This is a genomic window from Echinicola shivajiensis, assembly GCF_018642165.1.
GTDB classification, from domain to species: domain Bacteria; phylum Bacteroidota; class Bacteroidia; order Cytophagales; family Cyclobacteriaceae; genus Echinicola; species Echinicola shivajiensis.
In genome coordinates, this window is the sequence record NZ_JAHHZM010000015.1 from 17,106 (window position 1) to 42,663 (window position 25,558).

Annotated in this window: 24 protein-coding genes and 1 riboswitch; of the genes, 22 read left to right on the forward strand and 2 right to left on the reverse strand. The window is 38.2% G+C overall.

The window, feature by feature from the left end; all coding sequences use genetic code 11:
• Positions 1-45: 45 nt before the first annotated feature.
• The 6 genes from KMW37_RS18235 to trmB are packed head-to-tail and all read left to right on the forward strand — an operon-like array spanning position 46 to position 4,895.
• Positions 46-870, forward strand: a complete 825-nt coding sequence (locus KMW37_RS18235) for an SPOR domain-containing protein (protein WP_215226094.1) — start codon at positions 46-48, stop codon at positions 868-870.
• A 1-nt stretch (position 871) separates the two neighbouring features.
• Entirely contained in the window at positions 872-1,567 is a 696-nt protein-coding gene (locus KMW37_RS18240) for a MotA/TolQ/ExbB proton channel family protein (RefSeq protein WP_215226095.1), read from the forward strand.
• A gap of 1 nt (position 1,568) precedes the next feature.
• Positions 1,569-1,961, forward strand: coding sequence for an ExbD/TolR family protein (locus KMW37_RS18245; protein ID WP_215226096.1), 393 nt, complete (start codon positions 1,569-1,571; stop codon positions 1,959-1,961).
• A gap of 5 nt (positions 1,962-1,966) precedes the next feature.
• Positions 1,967-2,935: an energy transducer TonB gene (locus tag KMW37_RS18250; protein ID WP_215226097.1), complete on the forward strand. Its 969-nt coding sequence runs from the start codon at positions 1,967-1,969 to the stop codon at positions 2,933-2,935.
• A gap of 6 nt (positions 2,936-2,941) precedes the next feature.
• A complete protein-coding gene (locus tag KMW37_RS18255; protein ID WP_215226098.1) occupies positions 2,942-4,234 on the forward strand; it encodes a bifunctional folylpolyglutamate synthase/dihydrofolate synthase in 1,293 nt (430 codons plus the stop codon).
• Position 4,235: 1 nt separating this feature from the next.
• Positions 4,236-4,895: a tRNA (guanosine(46)-N7)-methyltransferase TrmB gene (gene trmB / locus KMW37_RS18260; protein WP_215226099.1), complete on the forward strand. Its 660-nt coding sequence runs from the start codon at positions 4,236-4,238 to the stop codon at positions 4,893-4,895.
• Between the two features lie 50 nt (positions 4,896-4,945).
• On the opposite strand, the gene trpF is transcribed toward trmB, so the two are convergent.
• Positions 4,946-5,572, reverse strand: a complete 627-nt coding sequence (gene trpF / locus KMW37_RS18265; protein ID WP_215226100.1) for a phosphoribosylanthranilate isomerase — start codon at positions 5,570-5,572, stop codon at positions 4,946-4,948.
• Positions 5,573-5,737: 165 nt separating this feature from the next.
• Here trpF and KMW37_RS18270 point away from each other — a divergent pair, with 165 nt between their 5' ends.
• From KMW37_RS18270 to KMW37_RS18345, 16 genes are all read left to right on the forward strand, one after another.
• Positions 5,738-6,415 (forward strand): hypothetical protein, encoded by a 678-nt coding sequence (locus KMW37_RS18270; protein WP_215226101.1) that lies wholly within the window; start codon positions 5,738-5,740, stop codon positions 6,413-6,415.
• Positions 6,402-8,054 (forward strand): S8 family peptidase, encoded by a 1,653-nt coding sequence (locus tag KMW37_RS18275; RefSeq protein ID WP_215226102.1) that lies wholly within the window; start codon positions 6,402-6,404, stop codon positions 8,052-8,054. Before KMW37_RS18270 ends, KMW37_RS18275 begins: the two co-directional genes overlap by 14 nt.
• Positions 8,055-8,210: 156 nt before the next feature.
• Positions 8,211-8,864, forward strand: a complete 654-nt coding sequence (rpe, locus tag KMW37_RS18280) for a ribulose-phosphate 3-epimerase (RefSeq protein ID WP_215226103.1) — start codon at positions 8,211-8,213, stop codon at positions 8,862-8,864.
• Positions 8,865-9,019: 155 nt separating this feature from the next.
• Positions 9,020-9,529: a hypothetical protein gene (locus KMW37_RS18285; RefSeq protein WP_215226104.1), complete on the forward strand. Its 510-nt coding sequence runs from the start codon at positions 9,020-9,022 to the stop codon at positions 9,527-9,529.
• 164 nt (positions 9,530-9,693) lie between these two features.
• Entirely contained in the window at positions 9,694-10,737 is a 1,044-nt protein-coding gene (locus tag KMW37_RS18290) for a hypothetical protein (RefSeq protein ID WP_246581563.1), read from the forward strand.
• 94 nt (positions 10,738-10,831) lie between these two features.
• Positions 10,832-13,387 carry a DNA gyrase subunit A gene (gyrA, locus tag KMW37_RS18295; RefSeq protein ID WP_215226105.1) on the forward strand — a complete coding sequence of 852 codons (2,556 nt, stop codon included), beginning with the start codon at positions 10,832-10,834 and terminating at the stop codon, positions 13,385-13,387.
• Positions 13,388-13,415: 28 nt separating this feature from the next.
• Positions 13,416-14,627: a tetratricopeptide repeat protein gene (locus KMW37_RS18300; protein WP_215226106.1), complete on the forward strand. Its 1,212-nt coding sequence runs from the start codon at positions 13,416-13,418 to the stop codon at positions 14,625-14,627.
• A gap of 137 nt (positions 14,628-14,764) precedes the next feature.
• Positions 14,765-16,006, forward strand: coding sequence for an alkaline phosphatase family protein (locus KMW37_RS18305; RefSeq protein WP_246581564.1), 1,242 nt, complete (start codon positions 14,765-14,767; stop codon positions 16,004-16,006).
• Between the two features lie 101 nt (positions 16,007-16,107).
• A riboswitch (TPP riboswitch) is annotated at positions 16,108-16,206 on the forward strand.
• 55 nt (positions 16,207-16,261) lie between these two features.
• Complete coding sequence (gene thiS, locus KMW37_RS18310; RefSeq protein WP_215226108.1) at positions 16,262-16,468, forward strand: sulfur carrier protein ThiS; 207 nt, start codon at positions 16,262-16,264, stop codon at positions 16,466-16,468.
• Between the two features lie 12 nt (positions 16,469-16,480).
• Complete coding sequence (gene thiC, locus KMW37_RS18315) at positions 16,481-18,352, forward strand: phosphomethylpyrimidine synthase ThiC (RefSeq protein ID WP_317195588.1); 1,872 nt, start codon at positions 16,481-16,483, stop codon at positions 18,350-18,352.
• 12 nt (positions 18,353-18,364) lie between these two features.
• Positions 18,365-18,955, forward strand: a complete 591-nt coding sequence (locus KMW37_RS18320; protein ID WP_215226109.1) for a thiamine phosphate synthase — start codon at positions 18,365-18,367, stop codon at positions 18,953-18,955.
• A complete protein-coding gene (thiE, locus tag KMW37_RS18325) occupies positions 18,945-19,598 on the forward strand; it encodes a thiamine phosphate synthase (protein WP_215226110.1) in 654 nt (217 codons plus the stop codon). The genes KMW37_RS18320 and thiE overlap by 11 nt, the downstream gene beginning before the upstream one ends.
• Positions 19,579-20,343 carry a thiazole synthase gene (locus KMW37_RS18330; RefSeq protein WP_215226111.1) on the forward strand — a complete coding sequence of 255 codons (765 nt, stop codon included), beginning with the start codon at positions 19,579-19,581 and terminating at the stop codon, positions 20,341-20,343. Before thiE ends, KMW37_RS18330 begins: the two co-directional genes overlap by 20 nt.
• Positions 20,340-21,461: a 2-iminoacetate synthase ThiH gene (gene thiH / locus KMW37_RS18335; protein WP_215226112.1), complete on the forward strand. Its 1,122-nt coding sequence runs from the start codon at positions 20,340-20,342 to the stop codon at positions 21,459-21,461. Before KMW37_RS18330 ends, thiH begins: the two co-directional genes overlap by 4 nt.
• Positions 21,451-22,521: a HesA/MoeB/ThiF family protein gene (locus KMW37_RS18340; protein ID WP_215226113.1), complete on the forward strand. Its 1,071-nt coding sequence runs from the start codon at positions 21,451-21,453 to the stop codon at positions 22,519-22,521. Before thiH ends, KMW37_RS18340 begins: the two co-directional genes overlap by 11 nt.
• Before the next feature lie 175 nt (positions 22,522-22,696).
• Entirely contained in the window at positions 22,697-23,656 is a 960-nt protein-coding gene (locus tag KMW37_RS18345; RefSeq protein WP_215226114.1) for an aldo/keto reductase, read from the forward strand.
• A 210-nt stretch (positions 23,657-23,866) separates the two neighbouring features.
• On the opposite strand, the gene KMW37_RS18350 is transcribed toward KMW37_RS18345, so the two are convergent.
• On the reverse strand, positions 23,867-25,231 hold the full coding sequence (locus tag KMW37_RS18350) for an OmpP1/FadL family transporter (protein ID WP_246581565.1): 1,365 nt from the start codon (positions 25,229-25,231) through the stop codon (positions 23,867-23,869).
• Positions 25,232-25,558: the final 327 nt, after the last annotated feature.

Here is a 25,558-nt window from a genome sequence, read left to right on the forward strand (position 1 = left end):
TTATCTTAGCTTAGCAATTTAATCCACCCATAAAAAAAGAAGATAATGGCTAAAAAGGATCAGGATAAACATTCAAAAAGAAAAGAAGAAGACAAGGATTTTGGTTTGCCAGAAATCAAAATTACGCCTATTTCTAGTGAAGAAGAGAAGCCTGAACCTAAAGTAACGCCAGTTCCAGAGAAGAAAATAGAAAAGGAGCCAACCAAAGAACCTGCAGAGGAGAAAAAGGACACTCCTCCAACCGCAATTCCAGTGGCAAGCCCCCAAAAGGAAAAGGTGGAAGCTAAAGAAGAAAAACCTGAGCCTAAAGAAGAGAAAAAAGAGGCAGTTCCGATTGTTGCCACCAGTGCTGGACCAAGTAGATCAATCTCTGAAGAAAAGGAAGAAAAGAGTAGCAGTAAGGCCTGGATAATCATTTTACTTATTTTCTTGTTGGGAGTCATTGGTTATTCAATTTATTATTTCGCAGGTGATGGAGACAGTAAAGATGTTGAATCTTATCTAACTCAAGATGCCGAACCAATTAGCCCAAGCGAACCGGAAAATGTAGAGGAAGAAGTTGTTGAAGAAGTTCCTACAGCTCCGATTGAAGCAGCACCTGAGACACCAAGTCTTACAAGAATCAGCGAAAAGGGTGATAGCCCAAGGTATTTGGTGACAGTAGGCGCATTCATCGATGGGGATTTGGCAAAGGACTTTTCTGACCGATTAAACAAAAAAGGATATAGCACCTATATTATACAACCTGGCTATGGTTCATCGTTTTATAAATTGGCCATAGCAGACTTTGACAATGTGGTAGATGCCACGGCCATGATCAACGAAGAGCAGGCCAATTTTGAAGAAACTTTATGGGTTTTTAAATACTAATATGATATTACTACAGACTTTATCAACCAATGATTCATTGGTTGCGGATTCCCTTTCCGTTATGGAAAACAGTGCTGACAGTATTGGCCTTATGGATTTGATGATTAAAGGCGGCTATATGATGTTGCCTTTGTATGCGTTATTTGTATTGGCAGTATTTATTTTTGTAGAGAGGTTGATTACCTTGAAAAAGGCGGCCCAAACACCAAGGGGAATGGTAGATCAGGTGAAAATGATGGTACAAACCGGGGATATCGGAGGTGCCAGAATGATCTGCCAAGGAGAAGATACACCAGTGGCCAATATGATAGCCAAAGGCTTGGATAGGATAGGAAGCCCGCTCAAAAACATTGAAGTGGCCATCGAAAACGTGGGCAAGATAGAGATATATAAGTTGGAGAAAAACCTCAGCTTATTGGCTACTGTATCTGGCGCTGCTCCAATGATTGGTTTCTTGGGTACTGTAGCAGGGATGATCAGGGCGTTTATTGGTGTGGCCCAGGAAGAAGGAATGGTTTCACCTAAATTACTTTCGACAGGTATTTATGAGGCCATGATCACTACAGCAACTGGTTTGGTGGTCGGTATTATAGCTTATTTGGGCTATAACTATCTCGTGACTAGAGTATCTAAGCTGATCCACAATATGGAATATACTACTGTGGAATTCATGGATTTATTGCAGGATAAAAAATAATATGGCACTTCAATCCAAAAATAAGATAGAGGCGGCGTTTAGCATGTCTTCGATGACAGATATAATATTTCTGTTATTGATCTTCTTTATGCTTACCTCTTCCTTTATTACCCCTTCAGGACTACCTGTAAACCTGCCAAGTAGTGAGGCATCAGATATTGTGATGCAGGAAGTGACTGTTACTGTTACCAAAGACTTGAAATATTCCGTTAACGACAAAATTATCAGTCGTGAGGAAATTAAAAGTGAGCTAACCAAGTTATTAAAAGGTAAGGATGGACAGGTTGTTTTGCATATTGACAAGGAAGTACCTGTGGAATACCTAGTTGAAATAGGAGGTATAGCGGCATTACTGGAAGCAAATGTTTCTATCGCTACCAAACCTTACAAATAATAAGAATGGAAGTAGAGGGTATCAATAAGGAAGAGCTGGATAGTAAAAAGAAAGCTACCATTATAACCATTATAGTAAATATTTTGGTATTGGTAGCAATTTACTTCATTGTGGTTTGGAGACCACCCGTTCCCCCTATGGCCCAATTTGGACTTGAATTGAACCTTGGTTTTACCGATACTGGAAGCGGTAATGAGCAAACTGATGCGCCACCATCAGAAAGTAAAGAAATCAATACAGATAGTCCTGCACCGGGAAATCCAGTAGAGCAGGTAACGGAGCCTGTTCAACCAGTTGTACAGCCGCAACCAGAACCAGCAACAAAGCCTAAGCCTTCAGAGTCGAAAAGTAGCCTTGAAACAAAGTCTAATGTAGTAAGTCCTTTAAAGGGGGCTGAGAAGACTACCGAGGCGGTTAAGGAAACCAATAAGCCTGAAGAAAGCGCTAAGCCCGTTACTGAACCTGTAGAAAAGAAAGAGGAGAAAGTAGAAGAAAAGATCGAGGAAAAAGTAGAAGAAAAGCCTAAGATTGATCAAAGGGCTATTTTTGGGGCAGCAGGAAATAAAGGCACAAGCAAAGAGGCCTCTGCAGGCAGTAACCAAGGAAATTCTACGCAAAAAGGTGATGAAGGAAATCCTGAAGGTACTATTGACGGCCGTTCTATTTTGCAGTCTGGAGGAGGTAATGCAGGAAATGGATCTGGTTATAATTTGGATCTGGCAGGCTGGGATTTTGCTAGCAAACCTAATATTCAGGATAGGGTTTCTAACCGAAGTGGCAGAATAGTTTTCAAAATAGTTGTAGATGATAATGGCCGAATTGCCCAGGCCATACCTTTGGAATATAATGTTACTAATGAAGTATTGGCTTATTATCGTGGTGTGGTCAATAAACTCAATTTTAAAAGGAAAAGCGGCAACCCAACCGCCGAATATTCTGAAGGGAAAATTACCTTTATTATCAAAGTAGATTAACAGGACATGAATTATCAGGAAACGTTGGACTATCTGTTCAATGCCTTGCCCATGTTCCAGCGAATTGGTGCAGCAGCCTTTAAGAAAGATCTAAGCAATACCATTCAGCTTTGTGAACATTTGGGGAATCCCCAAAATAAATTCAAATCTATACATGTGGCAGGAACCAATGGCAAGGGAAGTTCTTCTCATGCTATTGCTGCGGTTTTACAGGAGGCAGGTTATAAGGTTGGGCTATATACTTCTCCGCACCTTAAATCTTTTACGGAGAGGATCAAAATCAATGGTAAAGAAATTCCAGCTGATAAGGTAATAGAGTTTGTCGCAGAATATAAGGGGTACCTAGATGAACTGAAGCCCAGCTTTTTTGAAATGACCGTAGGCATGGCATTCAAGCATTTTGCTGATGAAAGGGTGGATTATGCTGTGGTGGAAGTGGGGATGGGAGGAAGGTTGGACAGTACCAATGTCCTGAGACCTGAGCTTTGTTTAATTACCAATATCGGCTTGGACCATACCCAGTTTTTGGGAAATACTTTAGAAGAAATTGCTGTTGAAAAGGCAGGGATTATTAAGTCCAAAACACCAGTTGTAATCAGTCAAAGTCAAGTAGAGACAAAACCTGTTTTTTCAGAAATTGCCAGTGAACGTTCAGCCCCGATATATTTTGCGGATGAGAATTATTTGGTTTTATTTAAAGGTTTATCTAGTGATGGTTTGTTGTCTGATTATCAGGTTTTTAAAAATAATGAAGAGAGCTGCGTTTCAATAGATCTTTTGGGGAAATACCAGGCTAAAAACCTAGCTGGAGTGTTAATGAGTATTGATCTATTGAGGGGAAAAGATCTTAAAATAGAGGAGAGACATATCTTAAAAGGTTTGGCTCACGCATCAAAGGTTACTGGTTTGAAAGGTAGATTCCAAAAATTGCAGGAAGCACCTTTGGTATATTGCGATACTGGTCATAATGTTGATGGAATTAGAATGATCACGGCGCAAATACAGGAAATGGATTTTCGCAAATTACACATGATATTGGGGATGGTTAACGACAAAGATCTTGGGGAGGTGTTGAAATTGTTGCCAAAAGATGCCGAATATACTTTTTGCCAGGCCAATATTCCTAGGGCTTTGGAGGCAGAACAGCTGAAAGAGCAAGCGGAAAAACAAGGATTAATGGGGAGAGTGATTAAGGATGTTAATGAAGCCTTGACCCAAGCGATAAAAAAAGCGGATAAAAAGGACTTAATTTTTGTTGGAGGAAGTACCTTTGTGGTCGCAGAAATTGAAAATTTATAAAATGGGTAGAAATAAACTTGCCAGGTTTAAGGCCAATGAAGAAAACAGGAATGTGGTTCAGGAAGGCAAAGAGATTTTTGAAAAGATAAAAGGGAACTGGAACAAAGAGCAGTTTCAAAATGATCATCCTATAGTAGTTGAATTGGCCTGTGGAAGAGGGGAGTTTACCGTTGGGTTCGCAAGACACTATCGTGAAAGGAATTTTATAGGTGTGGATATCAAGGGCTCTAGAATCTGGAAAGGAAGTACTATAGCCATTTCGGAAGGTTTAGAGAATGTAGCTTTTCTAAGAACCCAGATCGAGCACTTGGACAAGTTTTTTTCGGAGGGGGAAATTAGTGAGCTATGGATTACATTTCCAGACCCTAGACCCAGGGATGGCGATGAGAAGAAGAGATTGACCAGTCCAAGATTTTTGGAACTTTATAAGCCAATGATCAAAAAAGATGGTATTATCAATTTTAAGACAGATAACACTGGTTTGTTCGATTATACGCTAGAGTTACTGAAAGAAAGGGAGGACATAGAGATTTTGGAATTTACGCATGACTTTTACAGCTCTGAGATGAGAGATGAGCATCATGGAATAAAGACGCGATATGAAGCGATGTTCAGCGCTAAAGGTGAAAAAATCAAGTACCTGAAGTTTAAATTTAATTAACAAAAAGGCCTTTGATAATCAATTCAGAGGCCTTTTTGTTGTTTTTATATTTAGTCTTCAATTTCCAAAGATTCCAATATATCGGCGAGTTCATCAAAGTCTTTTAAGCCAGGCTTAATTTCATCCCCACCTTTCATGGCTATTCCTTTTACTTGGGTAGCTGCAATGGTTTCATCAATGCTTTCTGCCTCAAGTCCAAACCCTAATAAAACATCACATTTTGAAGATAATTCCTTGATCAATGCAATGGTTTCTTCATCCAGCTTTAAATTGGAAGATTCCAATAACAAGGTCACCTGATTTTCTTTCATTCCTGGAGCTTTAGCAACCAATTCCTTTAATTCATCCAAGGTTTCAGCCCATTTGTTCCAGATAATGCCAAAAGAAGTGTTTAAAAGCATCTGTAGATGATGCTCTTCTGCGACTTGAATATAGCTTATTCCTTCATAGTTTTTTACTGTCTCCAGGATTTTGTCAGGATGTGTGTTTTCAAATTCGGCTACATAATCCAAACCAGAAAGCCAGTTGGTCATTTCCTTGAATTTTTCAGGAGAAAGGAAGTTTTTATTGTTCTCCTCTAGATTAAATCCCATTAAATCCACATACATTCCTGCACAATAACGGGCATCGCTCAGGTTATTAACAGTACTTATTTTTACAAAAGTCTTAAGCGCCATTCCAAATCGGTTTTAGCAATTGATATAATTCTTAAATTTCGCTCAAAGATAATCAGAAAAGGGGCTTTTTCTATATGATCCTTGTCAAGCTTTGGATTTAGAAAATACAAAGCTGCTAATTTTCAGGATAAAAATGTATTTTTGTATTATACCAAGCATAACTGAATGAAGAAAGTTCTACTTTATGTATTAATATTGTTTGTTGCTGCCTGTCAGGAAAGTACACCTGATTCAGTGGAACTAGGTCTTGATTATATGCCCTTATCCGTTAATAGATTCTGGATATATGAAGTTGCCGAAACCATTTATTTTGGAGAATCTGATATTGAGTCCTCCAATTTTTTTTATAGGGATATTATCAGTAAAAGTAGTATAGATGTAGAAGGCAATCTGGTTTATTTGGTAACTCGTGAGAAATCGAATAATCAATCAGATTGGGAAAAACATAGTGTTTACACCCTTCAGTTAAAGCAGCAGTCCCTTTTACGTTATTCAGATAATTTCAAAGATATTCCTTTGGTCTTTCCACCTAAAAACCTGATTAGTTGGGATGCCAATGCTTATAATAACCTTTCCAAAGATGAGTTTAATTTAGAGTTAGTCAATGCTTATGAATTAAATAACAAGACCCATCAAAGTGTGGCAAGAGTTATACAGGAAGAAGAAGATGATATGATCACTTTTAGGGATAACCGGTATGAGATTTATGCAAAGGGAGTTGGATTGATAGAAAAGTATTATGAAGTGCTTAGCTATTGTTCTAGGAATGATTGCCTTGGAGAACAAATAATTGATGGAGGCCGTATTACACATTTGAAACTAATCAGCAATGGACAATATTAAAATTGGAATTTTAGTTCTTTCATGGGTATTGCTTTCAGGATCATTTGCTTATGGTCAAGATAGGTATGTGGTGAAATATAAATACAAACCCCAAACTGGATATAGTTTGGAAAGGCCTGAGGAATTTTTGACTCAAAAAGCACTCGATAGAAGGTCACGGGAAGGGATTTTGGCAGACAGCACTGATTTACCAGTATCACAAAAGTACGTTGAAAGTGTCGCAGGAATAGTGGAAGAAGTGATCTATAATTCAAAATGGTTTAATGCTTCTGTGGTTATTGCGAGTGAAGATCAAGTTGAAATCTTAAAAACTTTAGATTTTGTTGCTGAGGATGGCGTGGAGCTAATAGCGAAGAATTACTATTCAAATGGAAGTAATGGTAGGTCGAATATCTTAAAACTTCCAGTAAATATCCAAGTTAGGACCAAGGGGAGTTCAGAAGATGATTATGCCTTTCAAAATAGTATTTTAGGGCTTCCGGAGATGCATGCTGAAGGATTGACAGGAAAAGGAATTACCATCGCTGTTTTTGATGGGGGCTTTTTGAATACAGATGAAATCGATGGTATGAAGCATTTGTTTGATGATAATAAGATCATCGCCACCAAAGATTTTGTTATGCCATGGTCTGATGATGTTTTTAGGACCGAAACACATGGTACCTCCGCCTTGTCGTTGATTGCTGCCAATGATGTGAACACCTTAGTGGCAGGCGCTTTTGATGCGAATTATATTTTGTGTATTACCGAGGATGTATCTTCAGAATATAGAATAGAGGAATATAACTGGGCAAGAGCGGCAGAGTATGCCGATAGTTTAGGTACAGATATAATTAGTAGTTCATTAGGCTATAATTATTTCAATGATCCGGGAATGAATTACACCAAGGCTGATTTGGATGGTGAAACTGCTTTAATCACAAAAGCGGCCAATATTGCATCAGATAAAGGCATATTAGTAGTTACCAGTGCGGGTAATGAAGGAGGTGGATCAGAAATCACCATTACCGCTCCTGCAGACTCCAAAGGTGTACTTTCGATAGGGGCGGTGAGTAAGGATTTGACCCGTTCCTCGTTCAGTTCCATAGGCCCAACAGCAGATGGGAGAACAAAGCCTGACCTAATGGCATTGGGAAGTGGGGTGAGGTTATGGAGAGGAATCAATGCCACTTCAACTTCCAGCGGTACTTCCTTTTCTGCTCCTCAAATTGCTGCTCTTGCTGCTGGAATTTGGCAGGGAAGGCCAGAATGGACCAAGGATGAATTGGTATATTATTTACTAATGAGTGGCAGTAATGCCAATGATCCCAATTCAGAATTAGGCTATGGAGTCCCTAATTTTGAATTGGCTTATTATGGAGAAATATTGGATGTGGAGCTGAGTCCGGAAATTTATGAGACCAAGATCTATCCTAATCCGCTTGAAGGAAAGGATTTATTTATCAAGTTTGGACATAAGGATCAATGCACCTATACCCTCATAAATGGTAATGGCCAAATAGTGAGCAAGGATATGCTTTCGCGTACTTCTAATAGGGATCCATACGAGTTGAAAATTAATTCATTGAATAAGGGATTATATATAATAGAATTGATAGAAGGAGTTTCCTCAGAAAGGCACCCTATATTGATCAGGTAAAATATTGACTATCTTTTTAATAGGTTCCGGCGTTTTTAATGTGAAAATTCTGGAACCTATATTTTTATTAATACCTTAAGTCAAGCCCATAATTTTGATGGTTTAGTTTTTGGGAAAATTTTGTTTTCTTTAAGCATTATTAAATAACACTATTATATGAGTACATTGGTAGCTCCGTCTGTATTGGCCTCGGATTTCGGGAATTTAAAATCTGAAATAGAAATGTTGAATGCGTCAGTAGCAGACTATATTCATGTGGATATCATGGATGGGGTCTTTGTTCCCAACATATCTTTTGGTTTTCCTGTTTTGGAAGCGATTAATCGTCATGCCAAGAAACCATTGGATGTTCACCTTATGATTGTGAATCCAGATCAGTATCTGAAAGCATTTAAAGACGCAGGAGCAGGAACTATTACTGTTCATATAGAGGCGTGTAATCATTTGCACCGAAGTATTCAAGCCATTAAAGAATTAGGTTGTAAGGCCGGGGTGGCCATTAATCCGCATACCTCTGTGGAATTATTGAGGGATATCATCAGAGACATAGATCAGGTTATAATCATGTCTGTAAACCCTGGTTTTGGAGGTCAGAAGTTTATAGAACACACTTATTCAAAGATTCGTGACTTGAAGGCTATCATTACTGCAACAGGTTCCAAAGCCAAGATAGAAATAGATGGTGGCGTTAATATGGATAATGCAGCTAAAATTATAGATTCGGGGGCTGATATCTTGGTGGCAGGAAGTTTTGTGTTTAATTCTGAAAATCCAGAAAATACCATAGAATCCTTGAAGCAAATCCAATAGAACCAGCTTTTTAGGAGGGTTTTTGCATTGGTATCCAATGTTTTTGGTATTAATAAAATTAAGTTTTTTTACGGAAAATTCTTGCTTAATAAGCTTTAAACCCTTTTATTGGAATTTAGTTAAGTTTACAGTATTTATTAAAAAGATTGAAAAAGATGAAGCGTTTATTTGGATTGGCATTTTTGATGTTGTGTATGATTAGTATCACTGCAAAGGCTCAAGAGGCAGCAGCAGAAGAGGTGAGCACTGAGGAGATTGAAAAGTTTGCAGCGATGAAGGATTCTGTAAATCATTTTATGGAAGTGAAACAAGGAGAATTGGAGAGTATGATTAAAGAAAATGAGGTGTTTGATGTCGCGAGATACAATGAGATCAAAGATGCTTGGGGAGATGATGCTAAACTTGGTGAGATTGAAATTACAGAGGAAGAGAAAGCTGAATACAGCAAAATCGTAGAAACTAAAAATTCTCTATCGGATGTGATCAAAGAGAGAATGATTTCTTTGATCAAAAATGATGAGATCCTAGGTGCTGCTACCTACAACAAAGTGAATAGTGCCATGAAAACTGATCCTGAAGTAAAAGCTAAAGTAAATGCTATTATAGCGGAGAAAGCAAGTGCTAGAACTTCAGAAAAAGAAGAAGATGGTGGTGATGCTGAATAAGCACCATTTATAAATCATTTGACTGGCCTTCCAATAACTTGGAGGGCTTTTTTTGTGGAAACATAAATTTGTGGAATAGCTTATTTTATATTTGGCTTAACTTGTTCATGAAATTATATAAATTGTCTATTCACTAAGAGGCGTTATTAAAATAAACTACTGCTATGAAAAAGGCTGTAAACACTACATCTTTTGACCATTTTTATTATTCCAAATTCAGAACATTATTCTTCAATGTACCATTGCTTTTGCTTATCCTAGGATTAAATGTTCCCTTAAAAGCACAGGATGGGGATATATTTGGAATTGATACAAAGGCGAGGAGTAAAACCAGGAGGAGTGACAGTGGATTAGGGAATGTGACCAGAGGGATTATCAGTAAAATCAGTTTGGAACTCTCAGGCGGATACGGCCAGCATTTTAATACTATGGATTTTACTAGTAGCAGCCCGGCCACCTATCCTATTACTCCGGCTTTTGAAGATGTTTCCTCAACTGATATTGGCTCAGGTGAAACAGTATCCTTTGACTCCAAAAGCTCTGTTATACCTTTAAACGCTGGTGTTAGAATTGACCTGTTTGGGATACTAAGTGTGGGAGGAGGATATGGCCGGGAATTCGGCAGTATGGCCACACTTGAAAGTGAGCAATACCATTTTAATTTTAACAGTGATAAATATGTATTTGACAAACTCTATGGAACTGTCGGGTTAGTACTTTATGATGCCCAAAGGAGGCAGGCTTACCTAAACTGGAGGTATAAAAAGTACAGTAGTGTAAACACCTACAAGCAAGCAGAGCATAAGATCAGGATGCGACAGGATTATCCTTGGCGCTTTACCTTGGAAGGAGAGTTTGGTAATATTACTGTTCAAGAAAGTTATGATGCAGCATTGACAGCTACTGAACCTTATTATGGAATTGGGTTAAGAATAGAGCGGGAGCTCTCAGAGTACACTAAGGTGTTTCTCAAACCAAATGCTGAATTCAGAAAGTTCAATTATCAACTTCCAACCTTAGAAGAAAGTCAAATTATCAAACAAAATCTTTATACGGTAAATATTGGTCTTTCGGTAAGGTTACCAGGGACAAAGAGGTGTAAAATTGGTGGATGTGGGGTGAAAATGAAACATTTACATGATGGAGTAGAATACAGGGGAAGTTCTATCTGGAATATGCAAAACCGAAAGATCGGTCAGTGGTACTAAAAACAGCCTAAATAAACCTTTTTGAAAGGAAAATAGTGTTTTAAAACCTTATTCTTTTTATTATCTTGCAACCTTATATTGAGAACTACAAAATATGGCTCAAGGAGAAAACGAGAACATTATACCGATTAACATTGAGGAGGAAATGCGTGGTGCCTACATCGATTATTCGATGTCGGTTATTGTTTCCAGAGCACTCCCAGATGTAAGAGATGGGATGAAGCCAGTTCACCGCAGAATCCTTTTTGGAATGCAGGAATTGGGCGTCCTTCACAATAAGCCTTATAAAAAATCAGCTAGAATCGTCGGGGAAGTATTGGGTAAGTATCACCCACATGGTGATAGTGCCGTATACGAAACCATGGTTAGAATGGCCCAAGAATGGTCATTACGTTACCCATTGGTTGATCCTCAAGGAAACTTTGGTTCCATTGACGGTGATAACCCAGCGGCGATGCGTTATACTGAAGCCAGGCTGAAGCGAATTGCCGAGGAATTATTGATTGATATCAACAAGGAGACCGTGGATTTCCAGTTGAACTTTGATGATTCCCTCAAAGAACCTGTAGTACTTCCTGCAAAGATTCCAGCATTGTTGCTTAATGGTGCATCTGGAATTGCTGTTGGTATGGCTACCAATATGGCTCCTCACAACTTGGGAGAGGTAATCGATGGCATTGTCGCTTATATAGACAATAATGAAATCACCATTGAAGAATTGATGAAGCATATTATTGCTCCTGATTTCCCAACGGGTGGTATCATTTATGGCTATAATGGTGTCAAAAATGCCTTTGAAACTGGTAGAGGACGAGTGGTGATGCGCGGCAAAGCCACCATAGAAACCAAGGATAACGGTAAGGAAATGATCATTATCGATGAGATTCCTTACCTGGTCAATAAGGCCAATATGATTGAGAAAACTGCTCAGCTTATTCAAGAGAAAAAGCTGGAAGGTATTTCTGCTATCAGAGATGAGTCTGACCGCCATGGAATGCGTATTGTATATGAGTTGAAAAGAGACGCTATAGCCAATGTGGTGCTTAACAACCTCTATAAGCAAACCCAGCTTCAAACTTCTTTCAGTATCAATAATGTGGCCTTGGTTAAAGGTAGACCACATACTTTGAACCTGAAGGATCTGATTGTCCACTATGTCAGCCATAGACATGAAGTAGTAACCAGGAGAACTGAGTATGAATTAAGAGAAGCTGAAAAGCGCGCACATATACTTCAGGGGTATTTGATCGCCTTGGATAATCTTGATGAGGTAATCAATCTAATCAGAAACTCAAGAGATCCAGAAACAGCCAGAAATGGATTGATGGAGAAATTTGAGCTGACCGAGATTCAAGCCCGTGCCATTTTGGATATGAGACTTCAACGTCTTACCGGAATGGAAAGAGAGAAGATTGTGAAGGAGTATGAGGAGTTGATGAAATTGATCGAGGATCTTAAGGATATCTTGGCCAATAAGGAAAGAAGGATGGATATCATCAAAACTGAGCTTTCTGAAATCAGGGAAAAATATGCAGATGAGCGTCGTACGGTTATTGAGCATAATGCAGAAGACTTCAGTTATGAAGATATGATTCCAAATGAGGAGGTGATCATTACCGTTTCTCATCAAGGCTATGTTAAGAGAACTGCATTGAAGGAGTATAGAACACAAGGTAGAGGTGGTGTTGGTTCAAGAGGCGTAAGTACTAAGGATGATGATTACACCGAGTATATTTTCTCAGCATCGACGCATAACTATCTATTGATCTTTACCGATCTGGGTAAGTTGTTCTGGTTAAAGGCCTATGCTATTCCTGAGGGAAGTAAGGCTGCTAAGGGAAGACCTATTCAGAACCTGATCAATATTGAATCCCAAGATAAAATTAGGTCCATTATTCAAGTAGCTGATTTGAATGATGAGGACTATATTCAGAATAATTTCTTGGTGATGACCACCAAGCAGGGGATTATCAAGAAAACTACCTTGGAGCAATACTCCAGACCAAGATCAAATGGTATTATCGCCTTGAATATCAGAGAGGATGATCAGTTATTGAATGTGGAGCTAACCCATGGTGATTCACATATCATCATAGCTGCCAAATCAGGTAGAGCGATACATTTTAATGAATCTGCAGTAAGACCTATGGGGAGGACAGCTACAGGGGTAAAAGCTATTACTTTAGCTGACGATAAAGACTATGTAGTTGGCATGGTTTGTGTAACTAGGGAGGATGCAACCTTATTGGTGGTTTCTGAGAAAGGTTATGGAAAGCGTAGCCCGGTAGAGGAATACAGAATTACCAACAGAGGGGGTAAGGGCGTTAAGGCCATGAATATCACTGAGAAAACAGGTAGTTTGGTCGCCATAAAAGAAGTGGTAGATTCTGATGATTTGATGATCATTAATAAATCAGGAATAATTATCAGGACTCCGGTGGCAGGATTAAGGGTAATGGGTCGAGCCACACAAGGGGTTAGACTAATTAAACTTAATGATAATGATGAGATTTCATCAATTGAAAAAATTGAAAATGTTGAAATTGAAGAGGAGGAACTTCAAGATGAAATAAATGAGTCGTCTTCAGAAAAACCTGAATCTTCCCAAGGAAATTCAGAATCCTCTGACGAAGATTCAAGTGAGACCTAAAAACCAATACAGGAATAAATAAATCAAAATGAAAAAATTAATTTTATCATTGACCTTGGTCGGTCTGGCTTCAACGGTAGCCTTCGGCCAGAAAAAGGTAGTTAAATCTGCGGAAAAGAACCTTAGAAAAGGTGAGTTTGCCACTGCACTTTCAGAGATTGAAATGGCGACTCAAGATGCTGAGACTGGTTCTGATCCTGAAACATATCTTATCAAAGGGAAAATTTTGACCAGTCAATATGTAGCGGATTCTTCGAACACCCTAGGGACTGTAGATAAAGGTAGAAGTGCTTTTGAAGCATTTATTAAGTCATTTGAAATGGATGGACAGGATTCTTCCAGCAAAGTAGGAAAAGAAATTTTCAAGGAAGTAGTTCCAGGTCTTCCTGACAATCTTCAAGGTGAAGGTGTATTTAGGTTGAAGAATTCGTCAGTGGATAAGGCCATTGCTAAATATGATGAAGAAGATATGGATCTTGCATCTAAATTCTTTGGATTGGCTGCAGATATCGATCCTTCTGATACTTCAATTGTTTTTAACGCTGGCTATACAGCCAATGCAAGTGAAAACTTTGATGATGCTAAGAAATATCTGACCATGTTGTTGGATAATCCTGATTACAATAAGTTGAATGCGTATTATTTCTTGATCCAGATTGCCAACACGGAAGATGAAGATCAAGAAGAAGCTTACAGATTGGTTAAGCAGGCTAGAGAAGAATATCCAATGGACGAGGGGCTATCAGAATTCGAGATCCAGTTGTTGTTACAATTAGAGAAAATGGATGAAGCTATGGCTTCTATTAAAGAGTCATTGGAAAAAGATCCAGATAATGCACCTATCCGTTTGAGATATGGTTATTTGAAGGAGCAATCAGGTGATATTGATGGAGCTCTTGAAGAGTACTTGAAAACTGTAGAGACTGATCCTGACTTCTTTGAAGGTAATTATTATGCTGCAGCAGTTTATGTAGACAAAGCTAGAGATATTATCAATGAGGTTAACAACCTTCCTGATGATGAGTGGGAAGCTAAGTCTGAGACTATGCTAGCTGAAGCTGATGAGCTTTATAAGAAGGCATTACCTTTGTTTGAAAAAGCTTCAAGCCTAAAGCCTGAAAATACTGAAATCTTAAGAATCTTGTTTCAAATTCACACTCGTTTGAAAAACGAAGCAAAAGCTGCTGAATACGATAAAAGATTACAGGAACTTGAAGGTCCTAATTGGATGGAGGGCTAATTAGTTCATTAAAAGATATAGAAAGGTTGCTGAGGATTTCAGCAACCTTTTTTTGTGCCAAATGGTAAAGATTTATTTATTACAAAGAGTTGGTATCATTTAACTTTCTAGGTTATTTCAGGATTAATATGATCAATATGAAACTACCCAAATTATTTCTTATAGGATTATTCTGCGGATTGATTTTTAAATTATATGCTCAGGAGAAGGACCAGTATGTAATATTAGTTTCTTTGGATGGCTACCGATATGATTATACAGAAAGATTCCAGCCAGCAAACCTATCAAAGTTTATTGAATCCGGTGTCAATGCTGAATCCCTAATTCCTACTTTTCCTTCAAAAACCTTTCCAAGTCATTATTCTATTGCTACTGGGATGAGGTCAGGAAAGCATGGCTTGATTAATAATACATTTTATGATCCTGATAGAAAGCAGGTATATAAGAACAGTAATCCTGAAAGTTCTCAAGATGGGGTTTGGTATGGAGGAAAGCCTTTGTGGGTATTGGCTGAGGAAAACGGCTTGAAAACTGCCAGCTACTTTTTTATAGGGTCCGAAGCAGAAATTATGGGTTATAGGCCCAGCTACTATTATAATTATGATCGGAATGTTCCTAATATGGAAAGAATAGCTAAGGTTTTGGATTGGCTTGCATTGCCGGATTCTCAGCGGCCAAGGTTTATATCCTTATATTTTTCTGATATGGATGATATAGGTCATATATATGGGCCTGATAATGACGATCAAATTAAAGATGCGATTTTTCGATTGGACGCAGAACTAGGGGTACTTTTTAATGCTGTAAAGCAAACAGGGCTTGATGTTAATATTTTGATTGTTTCTGATCATGGTATGATGAGTGTAAACGAAGATCACTTGTTGGACCTCGAGAGAGCTTTAGAGGGCTTGCCTATTAAATATGCTAATAATGGTTCTGTGGTACATGTTTATTTGGATAATGGGATTGGTAAATCCAAAATTAGGAAGAAAATCAGGAACAGCATTACACATATCAATATGGTTGAACCAAGGTCAAAAAAGTATTATGGTGACTCAGGAAACAATAATCCCAAGTTGGGTGATTTTATGATTATTCCTGATTTGGGATATTATCTTGTTGAAAAATCAGGTTTCATCAAATATGATAAAAGGTCAACAATGTACGGTACCAAGACCTTTGGTGAGCATGGTTTTCATCCCAAATTCAAAGAAATGCATGGTATATTTTATGCAAATGGCCCAGCAATTAAATCTGCATATAATATAGGCTCATTTGAAAATATTCATATTTATCCTCTTATTTGTGAAATTCTAAATTTGCCAATTCCAGACTATATTGATGGTGATTTGTCTGTATTACAGGAGATTATAGAGTAGTTGATTTTTGAAAGTTTGTTTTTTTAATTTTTAGGGATAAAAGAAAATGCATAAAACATTTTGGAAATTCCCTTATGAGCATACCTTTGTAGACACGTATTAAAAAACTTTAGGGGTGTTCCGATAATAATCGGGACTGAGACATACCCTCCGAACCTGATCCCGGTAATGCGGGCGAAGGGAAAAGTGAAGCGTCCTTCCGACAGATTATCTTCATTCCTGAAGTTATTTTCTTAATTAATAAAATTTATTCTTATGAATTTTCTCCTTAATGGTGAACCTATGGTTCATACAAACGGGGATATCACTTTATCAGGATTGTTGGCCAATCAGGAGATTAGCTCACTCCGTGGTCTTGCTGTAGCTGTAAACCAAGAAGTGGTCCCTAAGTCCAGATGGGATGATTTTAAGCTCAAAGAAAACGATGACATTTTAATCATTAAAGCCACTCAAGGTGGATAATCAGTAGTCTATATGAAGGATATCAATCAACAGGAAATGAGTCATATTATCACCACTGAACCGTTTCCAAATTCCAAAAAGATCTATGTTTCGGGTGAAATTCACCCAATCAAAGTCGCCATGCGTGAAATCAGCCTGCATGATACCGTCTCACATTTGGACAGACACCAAACAGTGGAGAAAAATGCCCCGGTAACTGTATATGATACAAGTGGGCCTTACACTGATCCAAATATTCAAATTGACGTAAAAAAGGGATTGCCCAGATTAAGAGAAGAGTGGATTACCTCTACTGGTGATGTGGAGCAATTGGAAAAGTTAACTTCAGAATATGGGCAACGCAGACTGGATAACCCAGCATTGGATAAGTTTCGTTTTGAATTGGTAAAACCACCTCTAAAAGCTAAGCAGGGTGTAAATGTCAGCCAGATGCATTATGCAAAGAAGGGCATAATCACTCCTGAAATGGAATATATTGCCATAAGGGAAAATCAAAGAATTGCTGAACAAAAGGAATTGACCAAGCAGCATCCTGGGCAAAATTTCGGAGCAAATACACCTAAAAACTTTATCACGGCAGAATTTGTCCGAGATGAGGTAGCTCAAGGCAGAGCTGTCATTCCTGCCAATATCAACCATCCTGAGGCAGAACCAATGATTATTGGCCGTAACTTTCTGGTAAAAATCAATGCAAACATTGGAAATTCAGCCATTGGTTCCAGTATTGAGGAAGAAGTTGAAAAGGCTGTTTGGGCTTGTAGATGGGGAGCAGATACCATAATGGACCTTTCTACTGGCAAGAATATTCATGAAACCCGAGAGTGGATATTGAGAAACAGCCCTGTGCCTATTGGAACTGTGCCTATTTACCAAGCCTTGGAAAAGGTCAATGGCAAAGCAGAAGACCTTACTTGGGAATTGTTTAGGGATACCCTGATAGAACAGGCGGAGCAAGGGGTGGATTATTTTACTATTCATGCTGGAGTACTGTTGAGATATGTGCCATTGACGGCCAAAAGAGTTACAGGTATAGTTTCCAGAGGAGGTTCCATTATGGCCAAATGGTGTTTGGCACACCATAAGGAGAATTTCTTGTACACCCATTTTGAAGAAATCTGTGAGATCATGAAGGCTTATAATGTCACCTTTTCTTTGGGTGATGGCTTAAGGCCAGGATCTATTGCAGATGCTAATGATGAAGCACAGTTTGCTGAATTGGAAACTTTGGGAGAGCTCACCAAGATTGCCTGGAAACATGATGTACAAACCATCATAGAAGGTCCTGGGCATATTCCTATGCACATGATCAAGGAAAACATGGATAAACAATTGGTGGAATGCGGAGAGGCTCCTTTTTATACTTTAGGGCCATTGACCACAGATATTGCACCTGGTTATGACCATATTACTTCAGGTATAGGAGCTGCAATGATCGGCTGGTATGGATGTGCCATGCTCTGTTATGTTACCCCTAAAGAGCATTTGGGTTTACCAGACAAAAAGGATGTAAAGGATGGTGTAATCACTTACAAGATTGCCGCCCATGCAGCAGACTTGGCAAAAGGTCATCCAGGAGCACAGCATAGGGATGATGCACTTAGTAAAGCTAGATTTGAATTTAGATGGGAGGATCAGTTCAATCTGTCTTTAGATCCAGATACAGCTAGGTCATTCCATGATGAAACATTACCAGCAGATGGAGCAAAAGTAGCCCATTTTTGCAGTATGTGTGGACCAAATTTTTGTTCCATGAAGATCACTCAAGATGTTCGTGATTATGCTGACCGACAAGGACTTGATGGGATTGATGCCATTGAGAAAGGCCTGAAAGAAAAAGCAGAGGAATTTACTGATAAAGGGGGGGAGATTTACCTCAATCGCTAAATGGATTTGGTGATGATAACAGACCCTGGCCATCCTGAACATGAAGAAGAGAGCCTGATCCAATTTCTGGATCAGGGACTTTCTCGACTTCATATACGCAAACCTGATTGGGCGAGTATTGAAATTGAAAAATTGGTTAAATCAATACCTGTTGAATTTTATTCAAAAATCAGTTTACATGGTGATTTGAGAATGGCTGAGGATTTGGGATTGGGTGGTTGTCATTTCAAGAGCAATCAGGAAATTTCAGCATCCAATTTAAGAAAATCAAAGTCTTTTCATCAATTAGATGAGTTATTGAATGCTGAAAACAAGGAACTCGAATATGGGTTTTTAAGCCCTATTTTTGATAGTATTTCAAAGCAAGGATACAAAGCTGGATTTGACCATGAACTATTAAAAAAGTGGATGATTGATCATAAGTCTAGATTAGGTTTTTCTATATATGCCTTAGGGGGAATTAACAGAGGAAAAATTTTGTCTGCGAGGGAAGTGGGATTTGATGGTGCAGTAATAATGGGAAGCATTTGGAAAATAAAGGATTCAACTTCCAGAATTTCAGCTTTTAGAGAATTAAGTAAACAATTAATTAATGCAAGATAAGCAAATCAGCACATTACAATATATAACTCCCAATTTAGACCATCAGGATGATTATTTGTATAATATCAAATTGGTATGTGAGAATGGGGTAGATTGGGTGCAACTGAGGATGAAGGAATTTCCAAAAGATACTATCCTTCAAACAGCTTCAAAAGCTAAACATATTTGCGACCAATATGGATGTCAACTGATAATCAATGATCATCCAGAAATAGCACATAAAGTGGGTGCATCGGGTGTTCATGTAGGCAAGGAGGATAAAGAGGTGGAATATATCAGGGAACGATATGGTAATAAGTTGATTATAGGTGCAACGGCCAATTGTCTGGAAGATATTTTGGGGGTGGCAGAAACAGCAGATTATATAGGATTGGGCCCTTTTAGGTTTACTGAGACAAAGAAGAAATTAAGCCCGGTTTTAGGAGTAGAAGGTTTTAAGACAATCATGGATGCTCTAAAAATTAAAGGAATTAATATTCCTGTGTTGGGAATAGGAGGGATTGGAGAATCTGATATTACTGATTTAAAAACTACAGGTATTTATGGGGTGGCGCTTTCAGGATTTATCCATAAATCTGAAAACCAACGATTGATGATTGATTATATAATAAAAACATTTGATTATGCTGACTATAGCCAATAAAACATTTTCATCAAGACTATTTACCGGAACAGGTAAGTTTCCAAATTATGAGATCATGCAGAAATCTTTGGAGATTTCTGAGTCGGAGTTGGTTACTGTGGCACTGAGAAGGGTGGATGTAAAAAGTGATCATGATGATATGTTGGCACATTTGTCCCATCAGCGCATTAATTTACTTCCCAATACTTCTGGAGTGAGGACTGCTAAAGAAGCAGTTTTTGCTGCTCAATTAGCGGCTGAGGCATTGGAAACCAATTGGATTAAATTGGAAATCCATCCTGACCCCAAATATTTACTTCCAGATCCAATAGAGACTTTGAAAGCTGCTGAGGAATTGGTCAAAGCAGGTTTTGTGGTGCTTCCATATATTCATGCTGATCCAGTTTTGTGCAAGAGATTAGAAGAGGTTGGAGCGGCTGCAGTGATGCCATTAGGCTCTCCAATAGGAAGTAATAATGGATTAAAGACAATTGATTTTCTTAAGATTATTATAGAACAAAGCAATGTACCTGTGGTGATTGATGCTGGCTTGGGAGTTCCTTCCCATGCTGCCCAAGCCATGGAAATCGGGGCAGATGCGGTTCTGGTCAATACGGCTATTGCTGTTGCAGAAAATCCAGTAAATATGGCCAATGCTTTTAGAATGGCTGTAGAAGCGGGCCGATTGGCATATGAATGTGGACCCGCGGCCATAAGTGCTCAGGCTGATTCAAGTAGCCCATTAACCGAATTTCTTTCTTTATGATGGATTTCAAAGATATTCTGGCCAAATACTCTCCTGAGGAAATCCAAGTTAGATTGGATCGCTTTACAAAACAGGATATAGAAAGGGTATTGTCCAAAAAAGAAAAAAGTCTTGACGACTTTTTGGTGATGATTTCTCCTGTAGCAGCCCCTTATCTGGAAACAATGGCCAGACAAAGTAGGGAACTGACTTTGCAGCGATTTGGAAATAATATGCAGCTTTTTGCTCCACTTTATCTTTCTAACGAATGCCAAAATATATGCACTTATTGTGGCTTTAGCTTGGACAATAAAGTAAGGAGGAAAACCCTAAGTGATAAGGAAATCCTCATGGAAGTGGAAGTGTTAAAATCAATGGGATTTGACCATGTGCTTTTGGTTACAGGTGAGGCTAATAAGACCGTTGGTGTAGATTATTTGGAACATGCGATCCAGTTGATCAAACCCCACTTTGCCAATGTAAGCATAGAAGTTCAGCCTCTTGATCAGGATGAATATGAGCGACTTATCAAAAGTGGTTTGCACAGTGTTTTGGTATATCAGGAAACCTATCATAGGGAAACATATAAGGAGCATCACCCAAAAGGTAAGAAATCGAATTTTGATTATCGGTTAGAAACTCCCGATCGATTGGGAAAGGCGGGAATTCATAAGATGGGCTTGGGTTCTTTGATTGGCCTCGAAGACTGGAGAATAGATAGTTTTTATACGGCCATGCACCTGCAATATTTGGAAAAGAAGTATTGGAAAACCAAATATGCCATTTCCTTTCCTAGGTTAAGGCCTTTTTCGGGCGGGCAGGAACCCAAAGTGGCCATGAATGATAGAGAATTGGTTCAGCTGATCTGTGCATATAGATTATTGGATCCTGATGTTGAATTGTCTCTTTCTACTAGGGAAACGGAACACTTCCGAAACCATGTAATCAAATTGGGGATAACATCCATGAGTGCTGGTTCTAAAACCAATCCAGGTGGCTATGCAGTAGAAAAGCAGTCCTTGGAGCAATTTGAAATTTCTGATGAAAGAAGCCCAAAAGAAATAGCTGTATTATTAAAAAGTAATGGTTACCAACCTGTTTGGAAGGACTGGGATCAAATTTTACAATATGCAGAATAATTCAAAAAGGTATAGCCGTCATTATTCCTTGCCTGGTTTTGGGAAGGAAAAACAAGATATGCTTATTTCTGCTAAGGTTCTCGTAATCGGAGCTGGTGGTTTAGGCTGTCCTGTCTTGCAGTATTTAACAGCTGCAGGAGTGGGTACAATAGGTATTGTGGATGGAGACAAGGTGGAAATTTCCAATCTTCAACGTCAGGTGTTATTCGGTGAGGGAGATATTGGAGAATTCAAATCATTAACAGCAAAGGCTAAGCTACGTTCCCAAAACCCAGAAGTGAAAATTTTCACCTATGAGGAGTTTCTAACAGTAGATAACGCCTTGGAAATCATGTCGGGCTATGATGTCGTTGTGGATGGAACGGATAATTTTGAGTCACGCTATTTAATTAATGATGCAGCGGTGATTTTAGGGATACCGGTGGTTTTTGGTTCTATATTAGAATTTGAAGGACAGGTGAGTGTTTTTAATTATGGAGAGGATGGACCTACTTATAGATGTTTGTTCCCGGAACCTCCAGATCCTTTGGATTCACCAAATTGCAGCGAAATTGGTGTAATAGGAGTTTTGCCGGGATTGGTAGGGACCTTGCAGGCCAACGAGGTAATAAAAATCATCGCCAAAATCGGTAAGCCCCTATCTGGAAAACTACTCATTATTGATGCTTTGACCAATAGTCAATCAGCTGTTAGTTTTTCATTAGTTGGTGAAAATAAACAGATTGATTTATTGAATAGGCAGGAATATTCGTGTCGAGTAAAGGAAATATTGGAGGTGATAGAAGTGGAGGATTTTATCGAAGCTGAATCATATTGGCAGCCTAAAATTATAGATGTTCGGTCAGAGAATGAATTTTCGATTTTTAATCGAGGTGGATTAAATTATCCGTTACAAATCCTTTCAGAAAAATGGATTGAACTTCAGTCAATGGGTAAGATTTTGCTTGTCTGTCAATCAGGACAAAGGAGTAAGGATGCGCTTAAATTCTTAAAAGAACAGGGATTGAAAAATGTGGTTCATTTGAAAGGTGGTCTAAACGCCTTGGAATTGATTGATTAGACCAGATCATCTTTTCTTGTGACAATAATTACTTACTAAGTTTATTTATCAATATTGAAATTTTTTCCTAACAATAGACTTAAAGGAACTATTGGGTTTTTATATCCCTTTCAAAAGGTGTAATTTTAGTTTAATCCTGTTGAAAGGGATATAATTTTATAAAATCTAACAAACCATGAAAACCTTAACTTTTGATAATGGGGACAAGATGCCCATTTTAGGACTTGGTACTTGGCAGTCCAAGCCTGGAGAAGTGTATGAAGCGATTATCAATGCAATTAAAATGGGGTATAGGCATTTCGATTGTGCCTATATCTACAAAAATGAAAAGGAGATAGGAGAGGCTTTTGCCAAAGCTTTTAAGGATGGGGTGGTAAAGAGAGAGGAACTATGGATTACTTCTAAATTATGGAATGATTCCCATAGGCCTGAACATGTGATGCCTGCCTTAGAACGAACATTGAAAGACCTTCAATTGGACTATTTGGATTTGTATTTGGTGCATTGGCCGTTGGTCCTTAAACATGGAGTAGAATTTCCAGAGAAGAAGGAGGATTTTGAAACTTTGGATGAAGTTCCTCTTACTAGTACTTGGAAAGCAATGGAGGAATTGCCAGCAACTGGAAAAGTGAGGCATATTGGGGTTTCTAATTTTAAGATTAAAAAGTTAAAAGAAATACTTGATTCCGCTAAGATTAAGCCTGAGATGAATCAGGTGGAAATGCATCCTTTTCTCCAACAAAATGACTTGGTTGATTTCTGTAAAAGTGAAGGCATACATTTAACTGCCTATGCACCTTTGGGAGCAGCATATAGGATGAAGGGGGCAGGTGGCTTGGACTTACCTATATTGCTTGAAAATGAAGCGGTGTCTTCAATTGCTGAAAATCATAATGCCAGTGCAGCTCAAGTTGTCTTGGCCTGGGGAATGAGCAGAGATATCGCTGTTATTCCCAAATCAGTTAACGCTAAAAGGATAGCTGAAAATCTGTCATCTACAGAATTGACTTTGAGTCAATCAGAGGTTGACAGCTTGAATAAGCTTGAAGGGCCAGTTAGGTTTACAGATGGAAAGCTATGGACCCTGCACGATAGCCCATATGAGTTTTCAGATTTTTGGGAAGAATACAGCTGAGAATTAGAAGAATAACAATAGTATAATTTTATTACACTATTGTTAATTCTATTTTCTGATTATCCGCTATGATGCCAGTAACCATAAATCCTTTGCTCAAGTGGTCGGAAGACTGAAGCAATTGATACTTTCATCAAAAGGATCTTTTCGATTCGCTTTTAATATTTACTGGTGAAATTGCGGATATACATATTCTATTTTTCGAATAAACTACAAACCAATTTTCTCCTCAATTTTCTTTACATAGTCTTTAAAGAAAGGAATGGACACAGAAACTATAAATTGCCATCTGGACCATTTTACTATGCCAGTATCATCAGTTTCTATAGGATCATAATTATTATTGTTTTGTATAGGTAAACTTACTGGTTGGGCATAATTACTTTTTCCACCGGTATGGGTTGCTCCTAATGTAAAATCAGCACCTTTAAATGTTAACAATGTCCCAGCTGCAATGTGTAGATAATTGGCATTAAATGTCATATTTGACGCAATAGGCATTTGACTGACGAAACTATAAACTTCCTTAGGTGCTGAATTAAAGTCTGAACTTACACCTGCATAAAGACTTACACTTTCATTTAAGTACCATTCTCCCCCAATTCCTAAATTTAAGATACTTTTATATCCATCAATCAATGAAAATGTAATGGTGGAATCAGGCTGACTTTGCATCACATGTGGTTCCGCTGTAAAAACATTAAAATTCCTAACTCGATGGGAATATTCCGCACTGAAGTGGATAATATTTTTCTCACTGATATTATAACCTGCACCAAAGCCAATGGCAAAAGGTGTTTTTAGATTGATATCTAAGTCATTTTGATAACTATTTGCATAAATATCATTTATTTCATTCTCTGGGGGGAAGGAGAAATAATTTTGGAAATTATATGTGCCCTTGCCAGTTATTTTTATTCTGGGGGTAGTAACTGTTAGTCCTAAATTCCAATCATCCAAACTATAGGCAACTCCAAACTTGGCCACCAAACCGTAACTTTTGATTTGATAGTTACGGTTGTATTCATAAATACTGACATCACCATTACTGTCCAGTGCCCGTATATTATAAATGTTTCCTTTGTTTGAATTTAATTTAGACACAAAAAAGGAGGCACCAACACTAAAATTATCTTTGACAGCATAAGCCCAACTACCTCCAAACCAGTGATCCTTTGAATTGTTTTGCAATTCCACTTCTCCTTCTACCAATTCATCCCCTGGAATGGAAGGTATAATATCACGTTCATTTTCATTATTGTAGCTTAATCCAAAATCACTATTGCTTCTTAAAAGGATGGCATAAGCGAATGAATGCTTAGACCCCTCTTTGCCCTTTATGGTTCCTGCGGCTAAACTTGGTACACCACCAAAATTAGATTTGCTTAGATCTGCCCGGGTTCCTATGGCATCTTCAATTTTATAATTATTCAGTTCATAGACATCTGCGCTAATGACAAATGCTGGGTTTTTAATCAAGCCTAGTCTAGCAGGGTTATAATATACAGCTCCTAAATCCTCCACACTTCCAATGACAGAACCATTCAGGAGCATAGACTCACTCCCATAGTTCATTGTCCAAAAATGGTGGTTTTGGCCATAGACATTCATATATAGAAAACAATTGATAAATAATATAATAATGAATGATAGCCTCATTTTTGCGAAATCATATAAAAGTAAAATGTATGCCCTAAAAGATATGATTTAACAATCCTTTATTTTCGGGAGGAATTAAACCTAGTTCAATTTAACTAAAACTGGACTATTTTTTACATTAAGTTGAATTGATTTTTTATTAATCTGATAATAGCTATTTGAAGTTCTAATTAATTTATATTCAGGTGAATAAAGGATTAAGGAAATTATACAGAAGACTTGAAAGTATTGCCTTATTCTGGT

What these genes read in the sequence shown, in the direction of transcription:
- KMW37_RS18255 (WP_215226098.1), top strand. Translation starts at nt 2,942, where the DNA reads ATGAATTATCAGGAAACGTTGGACTATCTGTTCAATGCCTTGCCCATG.
- thiS (WP_215226108.1), top strand. Translation starts at nt 16,262, where the DNA reads ATGAATTTTCTCCTTAATGGTGAACCTATGGTTCATACAAACGGGGAT.
- gyrA (WP_215226105.1), top strand. Translation starts at nt 10,832, where the DNA reads ATGGCTCAAGGAGAAAACGAGAACATTATACCGATTAACATTGAGGAG.
- KMW37_RS18270 (WP_215226101.1), top strand. Translation starts at nt 5,738, where the DNA reads ATGAAGAAAGTTCTACTTTATGTATTAATATTGTTTGTTGCTGCCTGT.
- rpe (WP_215226103.1), top strand. Translation starts at nt 8,211, where the DNA reads ATGAGTACATTGGTAGCTCCGTCTGTATTGGCCTCGGATTTCGGGAAT.
- thiE (WP_215226110.1), top strand. Translation starts at nt 18,945, where the DNA reads ATGCAAGATAAGCAAATCAGCACATTACAATATATAACTCCCAATTTA.
- KMW37_RS18245 (WP_215226096.1), top strand. Translation starts at nt 1,569, where the DNA reads ATGGCACTTCAATCCAAAAATAAGATAGAGGCGGCGTTTAGCATGTCT.
- KMW37_RS18240 (WP_215226095.1), top strand. Translation starts at nt 872, where the DNA reads ATGATATTACTACAGACTTTATCAACCAATGATTCATTGGTTGCGGAT.
- KMW37_RS18305 (WP_246581564.1), top strand. Translation starts at nt 14,765, where the DNA reads ATGAAACTACCCAAATTATTTCTTATAGGATTATTCTGCGGATTGATT.
- KMW37_RS18275 (WP_215226102.1), top strand. Translation starts at nt 6,402, where the DNA reads ATGGACAATATTAAAATTGGAATTTTAGTTCTTTCATGGGTATTGCTT.
- KMW37_RS18320 (WP_215226109.1), top strand. Translation starts at nt 18,365, where the DNA reads ATGATAACAGACCCTGGCCATCCTGAACATGAAGAAGAGAGCCTGATC.
- KMW37_RS18350 (WP_246581565.1), bottom strand. Translation starts at nt 25,231, where the DNA reads ATGAACTATGGGAGTGAGTCTATGCTCCTGAATGGTTCTGTCATTGGA.
- KMW37_RS18300 (WP_215226106.1), top strand. Translation starts at nt 13,416, where the DNA reads ATGAAAAAATTAATTTTATCATTGACCTTGGTCGGTCTGGCTTCAACG.
- KMW37_RS18340 (WP_215226113.1), top strand. Translation starts at nt 21,451, where the DNA reads ATGCAGAATAATTCAAAAAGGTATAGCCGTCATTATTCCTTGCCTGGT.
- KMW37_RS18250 (WP_215226097.1), top strand. Translation starts at nt 1,967, where the DNA reads ATGGAAGTAGAGGGTATCAATAAGGAAGAGCTGGATAGTAAAAAGAAA.
- KMW37_RS18285 (WP_215226104.1), top strand. Translation starts at nt 9,020, where the DNA reads ATGAAGCGTTTATTTGGATTGGCATTTTTGATGTTGTGTATGATTAGT.
- trmB (WP_215226099.1), top strand. Translation starts at nt 4,236, where the DNA reads ATGGGTAGAAATAAACTTGCCAGGTTTAAGGCCAATGAAGAAAACAGG.
- KMW37_RS18345 (WP_215226114.1), top strand. Translation starts at nt 22,697, where the DNA reads ATGAAAACCTTAACTTTTGATAATGGGGACAAGATGCCCATTTTAGGA.
- thiH (WP_215226112.1), top strand. Translation starts at nt 20,340, where the DNA reads ATGATGGATTTCAAAGATATTCTGGCCAAATACTCTCCTGAGGAAATC.
- trpF (WP_215226100.1), bottom strand. Translation starts at nt 5,572, where the DNA reads ATGGCGCTTAAGACTTTTGTAAAAATAAGTACTGTTAATAACCTGAGC.
- KMW37_RS18290 (WP_246581563.1), top strand. Translation starts at nt 9,694, where the DNA reads ATGAAAAAGGCTGTAAACACTACATCTTTTGACCATTTTTATTATTCC.
- KMW37_RS18235 (WP_215226094.1), top strand. Translation starts at nt 46, where the DNA reads ATGGCTAAAAAGGATCAGGATAAACATTCAAAAAGAAAAGAAGAAGAC.
- thiC (WP_317195588.1), top strand. Translation starts at nt 16,481, where the DNA reads ATGAAGGATATCAATCAACAGGAAATGAGTCATATTATCACCACTGAA.
- KMW37_RS18330 (WP_215226111.1), top strand. Translation starts at nt 19,579, where the DNA reads ATGCTGACTATAGCCAATAAAACATTTTCATCAAGACTATTTACCGGA.